The following is a 16,497-nucleotide window of genomic DNA, read 5'->3' on the forward strand; positions in this document are numbered from 1 at the left end:
ATAGCCAAATCACTTACCATCTAGGCAGTAAAAATCGGAAATATGGATTTAAACCGCCATAATATATTCGCATGCCAATAATTCACTTAACCGTATAGATAGAATTTGACATGCTAAAATTCGAAAAAATTGATAATTGGTTTTATAGAAGGACAGAATTCTCCCTACCGTATCTACCACCACCCTTCAAACATAATGCCCGCAGAAGCCACGTCATATTTTGCTTCTAATCGCTTATCAACCTGTCCATAAGTCACATAAGCACGCAACATCGGACGAGCCTTGCTTCTAGCTCCAAACGAAATATTTTGAGAAACCGTAATCTTCCATGCTGTATCTTCTCCGTTACCGTCGTAATCAACGTTCTCATAACCAGTTTCAAACCAAGTTGAGTGGTCTTCATTCCAGAAAAACATAGGTCGAAGCACTACATTTCCTGATGTACGAGATGCAAAATGCTCATCAGTATTAGTGCCTGTGTTCTCAACATTGTGATATGCAGCAAGGTATGCCAGAGCAATACTTGGGGTAAAAGTGTAATCACCTTCGAAGTAAACTTGTACCGCATCCACTTCTTCAGCTTTTTTGAATACTGAATTGACATTGTTGGTCGAATACATAGCCGTAACACGGTTGTTCCAATCCCACCCTTCATGATGAAGACGCAAGCCATATTGTTGAGCTTGAATATGGGTATCCGCCGTTGTTTCAGTTGTGTCAAAACCGTAATTCATGAATAAATCCAGATAAAAATCTGCATTAAGGTGGATACCATGTAAATCTGATGTTGCTGCCATCAAACCATCTCGGTCATGGGCGCCGGTATAACTTGCAGCAGCAACAACGCTCAAATCTAAATCAGCTATGCCAACATCCAAATCCCGGACTCCCCCACCCTGACCATCTGTTTCATAAATAAAGTAGTTAGTCAGATAGGTTTGATAACGCATGTTGTGATTCAATCCCCCCCAAAAATAAGCATTTGGCTGCGATGGGATAATATTGCGAACGCCAGCATATAATTTCTTAATATTAGGATCCCACTCTTCACTAGAGTCAGAATACTGCTCAAGCATGAAGCCAACATCCCATTTAGCACCAGAGCTTGAAGTTAAATACTTTGTCAGTTGAATTTCACCACCATTTGTTTCATTTCCCAAACGACCAACTGAACTGCCAAAGTCACTATCAGTTTCAACAAATTTGTACTCGTGCCCAACTTGGCTCTCCAACTTCGGATTATTCAGTTGTGAATGAAACCCCCAACGCGCATATCCATTAAAAACTAACGCATCATCAGCTAGTATCCCTGGACTTATTGCTCCAGATAAAATAGCAGAGCACAGAAGTATTTTTTTGCTTTTCATATATTAATCCATTTAACAAAAAGTGGCTGTTTATATTATTTATTCCATATCACTTACAAAGCTTCGACATTAAAGGCAAGCCTAAAAAATAGAGATATAAGAATCTACAGGTGAGCAGATTCCGAAAAATAATTCCCACAATCTGCTATCTTTTATTTTCGATTTTTATTTATTTAGAGAAATAGATGACACCTAATAAAATGATTGGGTGCCACCTCTTTGGTTTCTGGCAATACCTCACTGCAAACCTGTGTCGCATTCGGGCAACGTGCTGAATATGGACATCCAACCTTTTCCGGAGTCCACATCGGCGTTTCCATGGATCTGTGCGTTGGCAATTTTTCGTGAATGCTACGACTGGTATCAGGCACTGCGGCTAACAATAATTGTGTATATGGATGTTGAGGGTTTTGGGTAATTTCTTCTGTATCACCCCATTCCACCATGTGACCACAATACAGCACCATAGTATCTTCAGCGAAATAACGAGCTGTCGCTATATCGTGCGTGATATACATGAACGATTTCTTCATATCGTGCTTCATTTCATTCATTAAATTAAGCACACCGATTCGAATAGAAACATCAAGCATTGACGTCGGTTCATCCGCAAGAACGACATTGGCACCTATTGCTAAAGTTTTAGCAAGGAATACACGTTGCCTTTGACCACCTGACAATTGATGTGGAAACTTTTTAAGTACTTCTGATGGAGGGTTTAATCCAACTTGGATAAGTAACTCACACAGTTTCTCTTCTAATGCCTTTCCTTCTAACCCATGGTAAATCTTTAGCGGGCGAGTTAAATGATACCGAATAGTATGAAGTGGATTTAGTGAACCAAATGGGTCTTGAAAAACCATTTGTACATCATTGCGATATTGAGCTAAATCTTTACTCCCATCAAACGTTTGGATATCACGTTCTTTATATAGAATCTGACCACCACTCGGGGCATGAATTTTCGCAATCGATCTTGCTACTGTGCTCTTACCACAGCCTGACTCACCCACGACAGCTAAACAACGCCCTGTACGCATCTGAAAACTGACACCGTTAACTGCTCGCATATAGTTTCGAGGACCGAATATCGATGTCTTCTTCTTTCTGAAGTCGATGGTAATATCCTTTGCTTCAATGGTCACATCTTGTAAATCTGGGCTATACATGTGCCACCTCTTTATGGTCTTCTTCACTACTTGTATTCATTGGCATATGACAAGCCGTAAACGTATTATCCTGTTGCTGCTTCAAAGCTGGCTCTTGTTTCTTGCAGAGCTCACTGGACTTAAAGCAACGCTCAGCGAACCGACAACCATTAGGCAGATTTGATAAATCAACAGGTGTACCTGGAATGCCTTTCATCTCTTGCATTTCACCACGCAATGTAGGGAAAGAATTACCTAGACCATAGGTATAAGGGTGCTTAGGCTCACGCAATATAGTTTTGGCATTTGCCACTTCTACTAGTTTTCCTGAGTACATCACGCCAATTTGGTCACAAAACTCCACCATCAAAGACAAGTCATGTGTAATAAATAAGACCGAAAAGCCAAACAGTTCTTTCAAGTCGTATACTTTTTGCAGAATCTCACGTTGTACAACAACGTCCAATGCAGTGGTAGGCTCATCCATAATCAATAATTTTGGTTTAAGGGCCAGTGCCATTGCAATCACAACACGTTGACGCATACCGCCAGAAAACTGATGTGGATAATCAAATAATCTTTCTATTGGGATATCGACAATTCTCAGTAGTTCCTGGCTCTTCTCAATCGACTCTTCTCGACTCGATACAGCATTATGTGCCTGGAAGATATCCCAAAATTGATATTCGATAGTTTTAACTGGGTTCAAACAGTTCATTGCTGACTGAAAGACCATCGATGTATCCTTCCAGCGGAACTTTCGCAACTCCTCATCGGAAAAATCAATAACATCTTTTCCCTCAAACAAAATGTTCCCACCGCTAATAATTGCAGGCGGGCGATGTAGACGCATCATCGCGTACGCAATGGTACTTTTTCCACACCCTGACTCTCCTGCCAGCCCAAAGATACTATTCTCTGGGATACAAAAACTCACGTCGTCTACAGCACGAATCGCACCAGTAAAAGTGATGTAGTCAACACACAGATTTTTGACTTCTAATAGATTTTTCATACTAAGCCTCTTTTAACGGTGGCACTTGCGTTTCTTGAGCTTGACGAAGCTTATTCATCTTTTTTTGCTCACGATTATATTTGCTCATAATTCGCTGGGCACGCAGTTTCGGGTTCGAGATTTCATCGATTGAGAAGTTAACCAGCGCTAATCCAATTGCTAATACTGCTAGCGCGACACTAGGGGCCAAGATCTCCCACCATGCTCCAATACGAATCGCAGATGTCTGCTGCGCGTTATACAACATCGCGCCCCAAGTGTTTGATAACGGGTCCCCAAGGCCTATAAATTCAAGTGTTGCTTGAGTCATGATTGCGTAGATAACCGTCCCAATAAAACTTGAAGCCAGTATTGAAAGCATGTTGGGTAGTACTTCACAGAAGACCATGCGATGCTTGCTCTCACCCATTACTTGTGCTGCATGAACAAAGTCTTTGTTTCGAATAGATAGCGTTTGCGCTCTGATTACTCGAGCACCCCATGGCCATGAGGTGGCTCCTATAATCACGGCAATAACCAAAGGTGAAACCTGGTCTAAGAAAGCTGCTAAAACCAACATAAGAGGAAGGCTTGGAATAACCATCACAAGGTTAGTGAAAAAGGATAATGTGTTATCCACAATTCCACCAAAGTAACCTGCACTCACCCCGACCACTACAGCCATGAAAATCACGAAAGCGCCTGCAGTGAAACCGACCATAATAGAGGTTCGACCCCCGTATAGCGTCTGTGACCAAACATCGCGCCCCATACGAGTCGTCCCCATAATATGGTCTACGGACGGCTCTTGATGTGGCCTTGCTACACGGGCATTTGGCTCATAACTGGTAAACAGGTTCGCTCCAAAGCTCAATACACAAAGCAGCAACACCATAGAAATCCCTGAGAAAGCTTTTGGGTTGTCAAACATGAATTCTTTAATCGCGTTTAATTTGTTTTTCATACCTAGTCTCTCTTATTCCATGTCAGTACGAAGTCGTGGGTCCAACTTAAATAGCAGGACGTCAGCAATAAAGTTCGCTATTAGAACCATAAGAGTCATCATAAGCAGATAGCCTTGAAGCAAAGGATAATCCCGAGCCATCATGGCCTGATACATAACCTGCCCTAGACCCGGGTAGTTAAAAATAATCTCAATAATCAGTGAGCCCGCGAATATCATGCCAATAGACATAGCAAAAGAGGTAATCATAGGAAGAACAGCATTGCGCGCACCATAGGCAAGCATCACCTTTTTATCCGGAACGCCTTTTGCCCACCCCATGACAATAAAATCTTCACCTAGTTGGTTGATCATGTTCGAACGCATGCCCATAATATTGCCTAGACTAAGCAAAACCATCGCAGTCAAAGGGAGCACCATGTGGTACATAACACTCTTGATCCACTCCCAGTTAAAACCGGGATCAAGTGAAGGAGAATAAGCGTAACCCGTCGGAAACCAACCTAGATGAGATGCAAAAACAAAGTAAAGAAGAAGAGCCATTACAACACCTGGCACTGATGAGATCACAACAGCACCAACCGTAATGAAACTATCTGTCTTAGTACCTCGCTTCCACGCCACATAGATACCACCAAAGGTGCAAATGGAATATGTAATCACCAATTGCACACCAACCAGAAGTGTTGTCCAAGCAACGCCTCTACCTAGCACTTCAGCTACAGGTTGAAAGAATCGTGTCGACATCCCCCAATCCAGAGTTAATATGCTTTTTAAATAACCGAAGAATTGGACATATAATGGTGTACTAGTGGAGTAACCATACAGTGCTTCAAGCGCCATAACTGTTTCGGCTGAAACCTGGCCACCATTTTGAGCCAATCGTGCAATAAATGATTGAATTGGATCACCTGGCATCATTCTTGGCAAGAAGAAATTAATCGTGACTGCGAATATAAACGCAATAAAATAAAATGCGCCTCGCTTCAAAATATAATTCATTGTCTATTTCCTATTTTAAATTAAATAGAGATTAATAATTTACTAATTAAAGGGGTGTTTATTGTTGCTAATTGTATTTTTCTATTCTTTAGGGTTCACCTCAAACTCACTAATTAGCTCATATTCACCTGCATCTAACTTGGACAGTAAATAAGGGACTTGTGTTCTTGGTGATTGAATATTGGTGTGTATTCGGTTAATAACTTGAGCACTCTTTTGATATCCGTCAAGACTTCGAATTATTGAACGTCCATTGCTACCTAAAATATCGATAACAGATTCCGAACCATTAGTTTGATTTAAAACTTGATGTTCCACTCGCCAGGTATCTATCGCAAAGCCACTTTCAACAACCCATGCAGATTGCTCGAGTGTAAATTTATGTCGACGAACAAACCGTCCGCCGTTCAATATAATAATATTGGTTGTAACATCTACCGAACCTGAATTCCAAAGAATCTCTAAACCATCATCTGAAACTGTGCACCCTTCATTACTTAATCGCATCTGCCAGTTTGTTCCCTGATCGAAACTAAAGGCTAAAATGTTATCCCCAAAGCTAAGTGAGTGACTGTATTGCAGAGAGTTTACGTCCATACCAAAATTCGTCGAGTAGGCAAATTTGTTGTACTTATCCGGTTGCCACTGAGTAATAATGTGCGCACCGTAGTGGAGTACAGAGTGGCCTCCAACACGTTGTACAATCGAATCCGCTGCTGGCATTGGATAAATACGCTTGTTCAAATTTAAAGGCGCCGCATCGGCCTGCCAAAACTCATGTGTCTCTGGTAATAATAAGGGAATGAACGCCTTCATCGCCCAGTATGGAGAGGTTGGAGAGTTGTATGCTTCTGCAACAGCAACATTTGGATAGTCATAACCACGAGTTAACAGCCCATTGCTAGAAAAGATTGGCTTGTCTTTCCAGCAACGTATCTGTCTTGCCCAAAGCCCTTTAATTTTAGACATAGGCAATTCGTCAAGCCCTGCAACTGCAGCCATTCCCCAAAAACTTGCTGTCGCGAAACGATAGATAAGCGATCGACCAACAGCAATACATTCGCCATTTTCAGCAAACCAGTACGCAAATGGTTCCAAGAAGCTATTACTACGCTCCCTGAACAAGTCTGCATACTGTCCATCTACATTTTTTAAAAGGGTGGCATAGATTAAACTATAGAAATGCATTGCAAAACCACCATAGTGATCTATTGCACCCCAACCACCGTCGCTGTACCAGCCATCGCCTCTATAAAAGCTCGCAAGACGATCTAGATATGTTTGCTCGAGTGCATCATCGACCAAATCATCTCTACCTACATTACGAAGCCCAGCTTGAACCAGTAATGTGAAGAACAACCAATTATTTTGCGCCATCATGCATTGCTGAATACTCGCAAGCCAAACAGCAAATTTCTCCTTTGTTTCCGCATCCAAAGGCTCCCAACCCTCAGAGGGAATTAACGCCAGAAGCAATCCAAATACAGCCATTTCCACACTGCGTTGATCAATGTCAGAAGTCGCGCCCCAATAGTGAGGCGACTCAGAATCCACACCCTGTGTAATCATCTCGCGAACCAAAGGCCAGTATTTAAATTCCCCACCGCCAACTACCAAAGGAATTACCCCCCATAGTGGACGAGCGACCCCCTCCAGAGAACTTGCTTTCATATCAAATAGAGCGCTGCCATCACCAAAGTCAATGCTAGCACCTTGCTTTTCGTAGTAAGGAACTAATGGTTCGTACATGTCATTGACAAGTCGCTGATAATCAGCGCGACTCTCTAGAGGATTATTGCTAAATGGATTTTGCATATTTTCTCTTACTCCCAGAAAAAATCGGTATGACCGCAAGCTAGAAGTACTGCTTCAAAATAGTAATAATCACCATAAGGCAACATGCCTTGAATTAAGTGAGGCTTGTTTTCTCTTTGTCCTTCTTTTACAAACTGAGCTGCCCCACGAAGTAAGCCTTGTGCATCTGACATCCCTGTCAAATCGTATTCGTCTCGAAGGCCCTTAAGCATTTTCAATGCAAAATCATGATATCGAGTACCACGCGAAACTTGACCTGCTTTAATAAGCACATTCGCAAGTATGAATAGACCGGCAGCAGTAACCGCACCTGCGGATGTATCCTTGTATTGGACCTCATCCAATGGAAGTCTGTAGTCCCATACCGGAACACCGTCAGGGGTGATATTCTCTATTACATAATCAGCTAACTTTGCACTTAGCTCGGCATATTTCATGTCACCCGTTGTTTCGGCAAGTTTTGCAAACCCATGAACAGCCCATGAGTGCCCGCGACTCCAGCAACTCTCGTCAGCAAAACCTTGATGAGTTTTCCCTCCTACAGGTTTGCCAGTCTTAGGATCAAAGTCGAAAGTGTGATAAGTACTGTAATCTTCACGTACTAGATATTGGGCACTAGTTTCTGCCTGAGCTAAGGCAACTTCACGATATGACTCAATACCGGTTTCCTTATATGCCCAAAGCATCAAGCCTAGGTTTTGCATACAGTCGATGATAATCTTGCCCATCGCCATCGACATTTTCTCGGGGTCATCAGATGATGCATTCCAAGCTTGAATATAATTCCCGCAATAGTTAAACCTGTTACGCAGAGCATCGGCGGCCCGTAGACCTAATGACTTCGCTTTTTCACAACCCGTAAGTTTGTAATCCGCGACAACAGATAAACTAAAAAGAAAACCTAGGTCATGATCAATCCATAATGGCGTATTTAAGATTGTTTCCAAATGAGCATTGCGAGTTCGTGCTGAGTTTTTAAGCGATTCATCACCCGTTAGCCCGTATGCCAGCCAAAGTTGTCCCGTCCAGAAACTGTCAGTCCAAAAGTAATCTTCCGGATATAAATACTCAAAGTCTGGACCATCGTCTCCCACCATAGGATTACGAGTGCCAATTCTTGATACATTGCGTTGAATTGACTCGACAATATCTGCCTTGATTGTTTTAACAGCTAGCACTTCAGTCATTATTTGATTCCAAATGTAAGATTCATTTTCAAGACATTAACTGCCTCATTTCTATATCCATTATTACTCTTTACGTTGAAAATAATGCGAGATTTCCCACACTAAGTGAGATATCCTATGAGGATTGAGATATCTCACTTAGTATTGTTAAAAAGTGAGATTTAAATCGTATGGGAGTTAGAAATGGGCACAAAGAAACGCATTACCATTGATGATCTAGCTAAAGAATCCGGAGTACCAAGAAGTACAGTTGGGCGAGCACTTAAGAACCATAACGTAAGTATGGAAGCTAAAAGGGCTGTAGAAGCGGCTATCAGCAAGTTAGGCTATAAACGAAAACAACCGAAACTGGATTTTCAGGTCAACCTCAATAGTGTAGGCATCCTAACTTCTGAATTTGTAGACAGCCCAGGTAATTACTATGCAGAGGTTATCACTCACCTAAATACAGTCGCGAACAAAATCGGAATACAAACCAAAATTATCGATCTTAAGCGACGATATACACAGTCACGGTTGTTAAAAGATCTCAATTCAGTTAATGCCGTCATTATTGTCGGCCAGTACGATAAGGCATTGCTTGATTTAATCAAAAAAGAGAAAACACCTTGCGTACTTATCAACGCAATAGACGAAAGTATGACATTTTCTAGTGTTTGTCCTGATTACGAACTCGGCGGATTGTTAGCAGGGAACTATCTCGTCCAACAAGGGCATAAACGCATAAAAATGATTTTTGCCGAGACAAGGTTGTCTTTTACCCATAGAGCGCGTGGATTTGAGCGTGCCATGAAACAAAATGGAATCGAAGATTTTGAGCTTATCGATATATTTAAGTACGGTAAAGATAGCGTCGATACCAATTTAAGACGAAGCTGCAACGGAAAATCATGGGATATAGACTTCAATGCCAGTCTAATAGTACCGCACATGATAGACCATGGTGTATTTGAAAACATTACCGCTGTCTTTTGTGGCTGTGATGCTATGGCATTTTCACTAATCCACGCGCTCGAAGATCGTGGAATTTCCGTACCCAATGAAATATCCGTACTTGGATTCGACAATGTACCGCACGCAGAGCATTTCTACCCTCCGCTAACAACCATAGACTGCCAATTCTCACAACTTATGCGATGCGGCATGCACCAACTCGTGCACGAAGCGGCTGATCCTACAACCGAAAGCAAGCGAATTTCATTACGCATGCAGTTAATGGAACGAAATACTGTCATTCCAAATAAATCGATAGAAGCTGATGACAAATCAGATGTAACGCTAGGTGATTTCGCCAATCGTAATTATCTGTAAAGTAATTCCTGAAAAAACTGATCATGAAGTTTAAGGATAAATTTCATAGCGACAAGGAGTGTCGCGAAACTTCTAAAAAATCTAATACATTAATTTTTTAAAAGATAAATACGCCTTTTATACCTAGGGATTTTGAGCCAATTATATCTAAAGTGGCTAGAATGCCCCAATAGTCCCTAGATAGTTAACATCAATAATTGACGGGCAGAGATAGGGTTGCTAAATTAATCAATACGGTGAGTCAACCCCAGAGCCCACCTTGGCTCAGAGATAATTTAGTCTAATAAAATCAGTGTATTAAAATTATTTTGATGAGCGGTTCTAGGGTTCAAATCCCTATCTCTCCGCCACATTTAAAACCCTGATTTATCAGGGTTTTTTTCGTTTCTGAGTCCCTGAAAACGCTCTGGTGAGTCAATCAGGTGAGTCAATGTATCTATTCAAAAACCGCTATTGTGTGTACTTCGTAAGAGTCTGCACTCCCAAAGCCCTTGTCGAGCAAGGCTTTCCGTTCGATTTCAAATTTAGTCTCCACACAAAATCTCGGCCTGTTGCGATCAGGCGAAGTGCGCCAATCGTTATGGAAGTTCTAAAATCCCTAGATACTTTCGAACCAGACAAAGCAAATTCCCTAACTATTCAGGCCGAAATCTCAGCCTCTGTGGCACATCTACGAAGTGTCTTTTCCGAAACAGGCATCAACTTTGATTTGGTCTCTCAAGAAACAAAGAATAAAGTCCGGACTAAGAGAGTTGCTCGAAAAAGCTACGCGCAAGGTTATCGCTGGCAAGAAGAATTCATCCAAGCCAAACAAAAAGCCCAAATCACTCACCTTACGGTTCACCAACTAAATCAGAGAACGCTCTATTTTCTTGATTACCTCAAAAAGAAAAAGCTCACTCTCGATCAAGTCAACCCTGCGAACTTATACCAATCTAAGTGAAAATATGATCTAATTAAGGTCAATCATAATCAGAACTAACACGCTATGGAAGGCCTTAACGACATCGACTTCAAAAAGCTTGCGAGCCAGCAAAAATCCATCCAGATGAAAATGAGATTGCTGGCTCTTGCTCATTTCAAAGACCGACAGTCTCGCACTCAGATTGCCAAGTTTCTTAAGGTAAGCAGAACCAGCGTTAATAAGTGGGTTCAAGCCTTTCTTGAAGAAGGCTTAGAAGGGCTGCAGGAAAAGCCAAGAACCGGCCGACCACCATTCTTAATTCCCGCTCAAAGAGAACATCTAAGCAGATACATTAAAGATAAAGCCCATAATTCAGAAGGGGGGCGGCTTACCGGTGCTGATATCCACTCCTATAAATCGAAAGAGTTTGGCAAGCACTACCACCCTTATTCCATCTATTATCTACTCGACCACATGGGATTCTCATGGATAACTTCACGCTCCAAGCATCCAAAACAATCTGCTGAAGTTCAAGACGATTTTAAAAAAATTCAAATTAGAAACGATCCTTAGGATCCCTGGTCATATAAACCTAAAGCATGTTGATGTCTGGTTTCAAGACGAAGCTCGATTCGGTCAACAGAACACAACAACTTGCCTTTGGACTGAGCGTGGAACGCGCCCGAGGGCAGTAAAACAGCAGCATTTGACTATGCATATCTATTTGGTTCAGTCTGTCCAGCCAGAGGTATTGGTGAAGCGATGGTCGAGCTTTGGGTCAATAAAGAGATAATGATAGATCACTTGAAGCAAATCTCATCTGCGACCGACAAAGGGCGACATGCTGTTGTCATTATGGATGGTGCAGGTTGGCATACTGAAGACATTGCCAATGAATTTGAGAACGTCAGCATCATCAAACTACCACCATATTCACCCGAGTTGAATCCAATTGAATAGGCATGGAGTTGGCTGAGACAACACTATCTTACCAACCAATGTTTTGAGGGTTACGACGACATTGTTTTTAAAGTTTGTGCTGCCTGGAATCAATTTCTAGAGTGCAAAACAAGGGTTACCAAAATGTGCACGAGAGAGTGGATAGACCTGACCAGTTAATTCTCCAGATTGGTATAATTTCTTGCCTTGGCTTGCTTTGCCTTTACAATACCTGCAGTTTAAATTTTGAGTAATTGTGATGAATTTTAGATACGACATTAATGGATTGAGGGCAATAGCAGTAATAGGTGTTGTTCTATTCCACTTCAACCCTGCTTGGGTTCCTGGAGGCTTTGCGGGTGTCGATGTGTTTTTTGTTATCTCTGGTTTTTTAATGACTGGGATAATTTTTAGGGGATTGGAGAACGATAATTTTAATCTGCTGAAATTCTATTCTTCCAGAGTAAAGCGCATTATACCAATGCTTATAACTATGTGTTTGATGCTCTTAATGTTAGCTTTTTTGGTTATTGGTGAGTATAAATCCACGATTCTTTATAAGCATATAGCATCGAGTCTGTCTTTTTCTTCTAACTTTATCTTCTGGAAAGAGTCGGGATATTTTGATGAATTATCAAAAGAAAAATGGCTCTTGCATACATGGTCGCTTTCAGTTGAATGGCAATTTTATATTTTATACCCAATGATTTTGTTGGTGTTTAAGAAAATATTGTCTTTAGATAATTTAAAGCGGTTAATAGTTATTGGAACTGTTTTAGGTTTTTTTCTAAACGTTGTCGCTACAATCAAGTGGCCAACTTCTTCCTACTACCTTCTTCCTACAAGAGCTTGGGAGATGATGTTAGGCGGTATTGCCTACTTATATCCTTGGAAATGCTCATGCAATAATAAAAGGGCTATAGCGTTTATAGGGATTGCTTTGGTGTTGTCATCATACGCTTTCCTTTCTGAAGAAAATCTTTGGCCAGGGTATCTAGCGTTGATTCCTGTTTTAGGCGCCTACTTTGTAATCGTGGCTAATCGTCAAAATAGCAAAATCACAAATAATCTAGCATTCCAGATATTTGGTAAGTGGTCTTACTCTATCTATTTATGGCATTGGCCTATTCTTGTTTATTGTTTTATATATGAATTAAATATTAACTTTGCGGTATATGTTTTCATTACTTTAACTCTATCATTTGCTTCTTTTTCTTTTGTGGAGAAAAGGTCTAAAAAAGTAAATGTTATATTTACTCTTCTAGTATCATTATCTCTAATGATTATTACGGCATCATTATATCAATATCAAGAACATAGTATAGAAGAGAAAACCTTGAAGCTAAACGTTAGTGGTAAGGGTTATGAATTTTGCGATGGCATTGAAAAACATTGCACATATTATGGTAAAGATGGGAAGGTGGACTTTTTTTTATGGGGTGACTCTCATTCAATAGCATTAAGTCACTACTTAGCTAATGAGGGTTATAATTTTGTAGTATTTAAAACTAGTGGCTGCCCTCCTATACAAGGAGTTCGTCGTCATGACGGTATGGGTAATGCTGGCAATTGTAACCAGAAGAAAAATGATATCATCTTTAACAAAATTAAGGAGTCCAATGCTTCAGATCAGGTAATTATGATTGGTCGGTGGTCTTTGTATCGATATGGTTGGATAAGGAATGGGAAACTTCAAAAAGCAACGCACTTTCTATGTAGTGATAATTGTGAGTTGGATATTGAACGTGATGATTCATTTAATGTAATGAAGAGAAACCTTAAGAAAACCGTTAACTCTCTAAATAATAAGAAAATAATCATCTTTTTAGGCAACCCTATCTTAACTAAAAGAGGGATTGACCAACCCGAGCAAAAGCTTAGTTTCTACGAACATAAAGAGTTTCAATCTGATACTGATGAGTTCATAAAAAGCTTATCCTCTAAGAAGGTTAACTTCATTGAATCATCACCATTCTTTTTTGTTCAGGATAATGTTGTTGTTTATGAAAAAGATAATTTTTTGTATAAGGATGACAATCATCCAACGGTTTACGGTTGGGATTTTGTATTTAAGAAAGGGTTTAAGTCAGTATTTGATTCATCTGTTGGTAGAAATTGAACATAAATCTCGTTGTACGCACCAAGAACTAGAGGCTGATCATCAGCCTCTTTTTGGTTGTTCTGTCGCATTTCGGGGCAATTCTGGGTTAAGTAACCCAACCAGAAAGGATCTGGACATTTCCGTGTTATATGTGTTGCTAAATTAGCATTTAACTGAATACTTTAGGTATTGGCAAGCTTTTAATCTAGTGGCCAAATTCAGTCAGCCACTACAGACAATGCTCAATACTAATATATTTTATATAAAGTAACTTATAAAATAGTTGTCGGATATCAACAATGATTTGCTTATCCTTAGAAGACAAACTCATTGTCACCTATTAATACTTTCTTCCCCTACTGTCTGATAAGTTTCTAGCGTTACTTCACTGGTCGGCATGACCCGAGTAATTAGTACATTCTCTTGAACTAGAGTAACTTTTACGTCAGATTCGGTCGTCTGCACGCTTGCTACAGGAATTAAGTTAGTTGAAATATACGATTGGTAGTCGTTCTTTGAGTTGAACTCATTGGCTGCGTCCTCCAATTCACTACTTTCTAGCCTTACCAGAACCCCCCCTTTTCCGTATTTAACAAAATAAGTATTTTCCAAGCAAGTTACATCTCTATTTATTGGATTCTTTGCATTATCCATCAGTCATTCCTTTTATGTTGATAACGTCTATGCCACTATATGTAATTTGAATTTTCAGTACTAGGAAACGATTGGAAATTAATGGAAACTAATGGAAACCCACCTCATAGAAAACCAGAAAAATACATAGGAAACATTAAGTTAAGGTTACCTGGTGATAAAGTTGATAATTTAAATGAAATTGTAGAGTTAGCTAAGAAACACTTGAACGTTAATCAAAAGGAGATTGCAGGAATACTGAGTATAAGTGAAGGTAATTTAAGTAAGTGGCTTTCTAACTCAGATGAAAACCAAACAAAGTTGCCCAATTACAAAAAAATACAACCGTTAACAGATGAGTTGAAGATTGAAGATGAATCAGTCCCAATTATCGGAACTAAGAAGATTGCTACTAAGGTATCAAAACTAACTAACAGAGCTATAGCACTCGTACTTTTATGTATTGTGGTAACTTTATTAGCTTACATTCTTTACATGTCATATGAGTCGAAGAAAAAATACGACACTTACAACCCTTTTGTGACTTTAAGTGTCATTGAACAGAGAAACAGTAAATATCTTGAATACTGTAACGCGAATACTAAAGAATGCGCTGAAATTGACAAAAACTTACCCCACTAATCGGTTGCTGTAGTGGTTCAGCAAATTTGACCACATTGTTAGAGTTCTAATGATTAGGAGAAGTAAACCAAATAACAAAAGCTTAAATTGGAGGGTAATACCTTCCAAAACTCATAAAGGGGCAGAACTTTGTTAGCTTTATTTCTAAATTAGGATATAACGGATTAGCTGAACTATGGGAAAGTAACGCCAAATTAAGTAGTGAGCAACGCCACCGCATGGCCTAAACCATTGTGCCGTAAACACTAAAGTAGATTCAAACCAATAATGCCAAGCATTGCGAATCTGCTGAAATTTATTGTTACTTGGATTGTTGCATAGTTTAGGCATCATCAAAATGGAATTTACGTTATTACATTTAGTCCGTTTGTTTTTGCCATGATTGGCCACCTAAAAAATTTATTAGTGGTCTTTTCATGAAAAAACACATTATTCTTTTGGCACTACTCCCGCTTTCAAGTTATGCAAATAGTGAAAAAACTTGGGATCAATTAGCAATGTGCTCTGGCTTAGCTCAGTACCTAATTTTTGAACATGGTATGCAATCCTATTTAAACAAAGGTGTAGCTGATGAAGTTCTTGCCATTCAAGCTCACGGAGGTGAGTTTGCAAAAAAAGAAGTCGTACATGAAGCCGGGCGCATTAGAGGCTGGATGCAAGCTTCAGGGCATTTCACTGATGGAGATCTCAGATCAACCGCACAACGCAACCATGCTCTAGGGATGTATGCTGACGAATGTGAGTGAATTATCATTTATAATGTTTTGAGCCAACTAACGCCCAATCAAGGTGTGAGTCACACTACCACTGCACTCAATTTGGATGCCGTAAACACTGAACTAGGCCCAAACCAAAAATGCCAAGCGTGGGGGATCACTCTTAAATTGCTTGTTATGTTCGTAGCCATTTGTACATGATGTAGCTATCAACCAATCCTAGCTGACCATGATTGTATGCCTTGGGTATTGTGCCAATAATAGAGAAACCGAGCTTTTCCCAAAGCTTAACCGCTACTTTATTAGTCGACACCACACTATTAAATTGCATAGCATCAAAGCCAAATTCAACTGCTTTCTTTTGTGAGTGCTCACACATAAGGCGAGCAATACCTTTGCCTCTTGCTTCACTTGATACCATATAGCCACAGTTACAAATATGACCACTTGGACCCATAGCATTTGGCTTAATGTAATAAGTTCCGAGAACAACGTCATTTTCAACAAACACATAAGCTTTTAATGGCATTTCACACCACAAAAAATAAGCATCTTCCTGTGTCATATTTGGTTCAAACGCGTAAGTTTCTTGAGCTTGGATCACCATAGAAAATGTTGACCAAAATGACTCAAAATCTAACTTTGTAATTTCCCTAATCATGAAATCCCTCCCGAGAACATAACATTCTTAATAACAGGCCTGCTCGTTTTTCTGCTTGCCTATCTTTCATTCAAACTACCATAAACCACTGAAATATAACGCATATACATCAC

The 16,497-nt window shown here is 40.1% G+C and carries 14 protein-coding genes and 1 pseudogene; 6 read left to right on the forward strand and 9 right to left on the reverse strand.

The features are described 5' to 3' along the window. Window positions 1–173 precede the first annotated feature (173 nt). The 7 genes from OCU48_RS08800 to OCU48_RS08830 form a co-directional block, all read right to left on the reverse strand. On the reverse strand, window positions 174–1,367 hold the full coding sequence (locus OCU48_RS08800; RefSeq protein WP_141344227.1) for a carbohydrate porin: 1,194 nt from the start codon (window positions 1,365–1,367) through the stop codon (window positions 174–176). 173 nt (window positions 1,368–1,540) lie between these two features. Further along, a complete protein-coding gene (locus tag OCU48_RS08805; RefSeq protein WP_141344228.1) occupies window positions 1,541–2,536 on the reverse strand; it encodes an ABC transporter ATP-binding protein in 996 nt (331 codons plus the stop codon). After that, window positions 2,529–3,530, reverse strand: a complete 1,002-nt coding sequence (locus OCU48_RS08810; protein ID WP_141344229.1) for an ABC transporter ATP-binding protein — start codon at window positions 3,528–3,530, stop codon at window positions 2,529–2,531. Before OCU48_RS08810 ends, OCU48_RS08805 begins: the two co-directional genes overlap by 8 nt. 1 nt (window position 3,531) lies before the next feature. After that, window positions 3,532–4,473 (reverse strand): ABC transporter permease, encoded by a 942-nt coding sequence (locus OCU48_RS08815; protein ID WP_141344230.1) that lies wholly within the window; start codon window positions 4,471–4,473, stop codon window positions 3,532–3,534. 12 nt (window positions 4,474–4,485) lie between these two features. Further along, window positions 4,486–5,475, reverse strand: coding sequence for an ABC transporter permease (locus tag OCU48_RS08820; RefSeq protein ID WP_141344231.1), 990 nt, complete (start codon window positions 5,473–5,475; stop codon window positions 4,486–4,488). Window positions 5,476–5,556: 81 nt separating this feature from the next. Next, window positions 5,557–7,290 carry a DUF2264 domain-containing protein gene (locus tag OCU48_RS08825; protein WP_141344232.1) on the reverse strand — a complete coding sequence of 578 codons (1,734 nt, stop codon included), beginning with the start codon at window positions 7,288–7,290 and terminating at the stop codon, window positions 5,557–5,559. 8 nt (window positions 7,291–7,298) lie between these two features. Beyond that, window positions 7,299–8,477, reverse strand: a complete 1,179-nt coding sequence (locus OCU48_RS08830) for a glycoside hydrolase family 88 protein (RefSeq protein WP_141344233.1) — start codon at window positions 8,475–8,477, stop codon at window positions 7,299–7,301. A 183-nt stretch (window positions 8,478–8,660) separates the two neighbouring features. On the opposite strand from OCU48_RS08830, the gene OCU48_RS08835 reads away from it, so the two are divergent. The 4 genes and pseudogenes from OCU48_RS08835 (at window position 8,661) to OCU48_RS08850 (ending at window position 13,750) form a co-directional block, all read left to right on the forward strand. Next, window positions 8,661–9,788, forward strand: coding sequence for a LacI family DNA-binding transcriptional regulator (locus tag OCU48_RS08835; protein ID WP_141344234.1), 1,128 nt, complete (start codon window positions 8,661–8,663; stop codon window positions 9,786–9,788). A 430-nt stretch (window positions 9,789–10,218) separates the two neighbouring features. Beyond that, window positions 10,219–10,731: a hypothetical protein gene (locus tag OCU48_RS08840; RefSeq protein WP_141344235.1), complete on the forward strand. Its 513-nt coding sequence runs from the start codon at window positions 10,219–10,221 to the stop codon at window positions 10,729–10,731. Between the two features lie 45 nt (window positions 10,732–10,776). After that, a pseudogene (locus OCU48_RS08845) lies at window positions 10,777–11,811 on the forward strand (IS630 family transposase). A gap of 79 nt (window positions 11,812–11,890) precedes the next feature. Next, entirely contained in the window at window positions 11,891–13,750 is a 1,860-nt protein-coding gene (locus OCU48_RS08850) for an acyltransferase family protein (RefSeq protein ID WP_141344251.1), read from the forward strand. 315 nt (window positions 13,751–14,065) lie between these two features. Here OCU48_RS08850 and OCU48_RS08855 read toward each other — a convergent pair whose 3' ends face one another. After that, entirely contained in the window at window positions 14,066–14,386 is a 321-nt protein-coding gene (locus OCU48_RS08855) for a hypothetical protein (RefSeq protein ID WP_141344236.1), read from the reverse strand. An 81-nt stretch (window positions 14,387–14,467) separates the two neighbouring features. On the opposite strand from OCU48_RS08855, the gene OCU48_RS08860 reads away from it, so the two are divergent. Together OCU48_RS08860 and OCU48_RS08865 are read left to right on the forward strand one after the other, a co-directional pair. Further along, window positions 14,468–15,007 (forward strand): hypothetical protein, encoded by a 540-nt coding sequence (locus OCU48_RS08860; protein ID WP_141344237.1) that lies wholly within the window; start codon window positions 14,468–14,470, stop codon window positions 15,005–15,007. Between the two features lie 416 nt (window positions 15,008–15,423). Beyond that, the gene (locus tag OCU48_RS08865; protein WP_141344239.1) at window positions 15,424–15,753 is read left to right on the forward strand and encodes a hypothetical protein; all 330 of its coding nucleotides are present in this window, start codon (window positions 15,424–15,426) and stop codon (window positions 15,751–15,753) included. Window positions 15,754–15,898: 145 nt separating this feature from the next. Here the strand turns inward: OCU48_RS08865 and OCU48_RS08870 are convergent, their stop codons facing one another. Then, window positions 15,899–16,384 (reverse strand): GNAT family N-acetyltransferase, encoded by a 486-nt coding sequence (locus tag OCU48_RS08870; protein WP_141344240.1) that lies wholly within the window; start codon window positions 16,382–16,384, stop codon window positions 15,899–15,901. Between the last annotated feature and the right edge of the window lie 113 nt (window positions 16,385–16,497).

It is taken from the genome of Vibrio inusitatus (assembly GCA_024346935.1).
Taxonomy (GTDB): Bacteria; Pseudomonadota; Gammaproteobacteria; order Enterobacterales; family Vibrionaceae; genus Vibrio; species Vibrio inusitatus.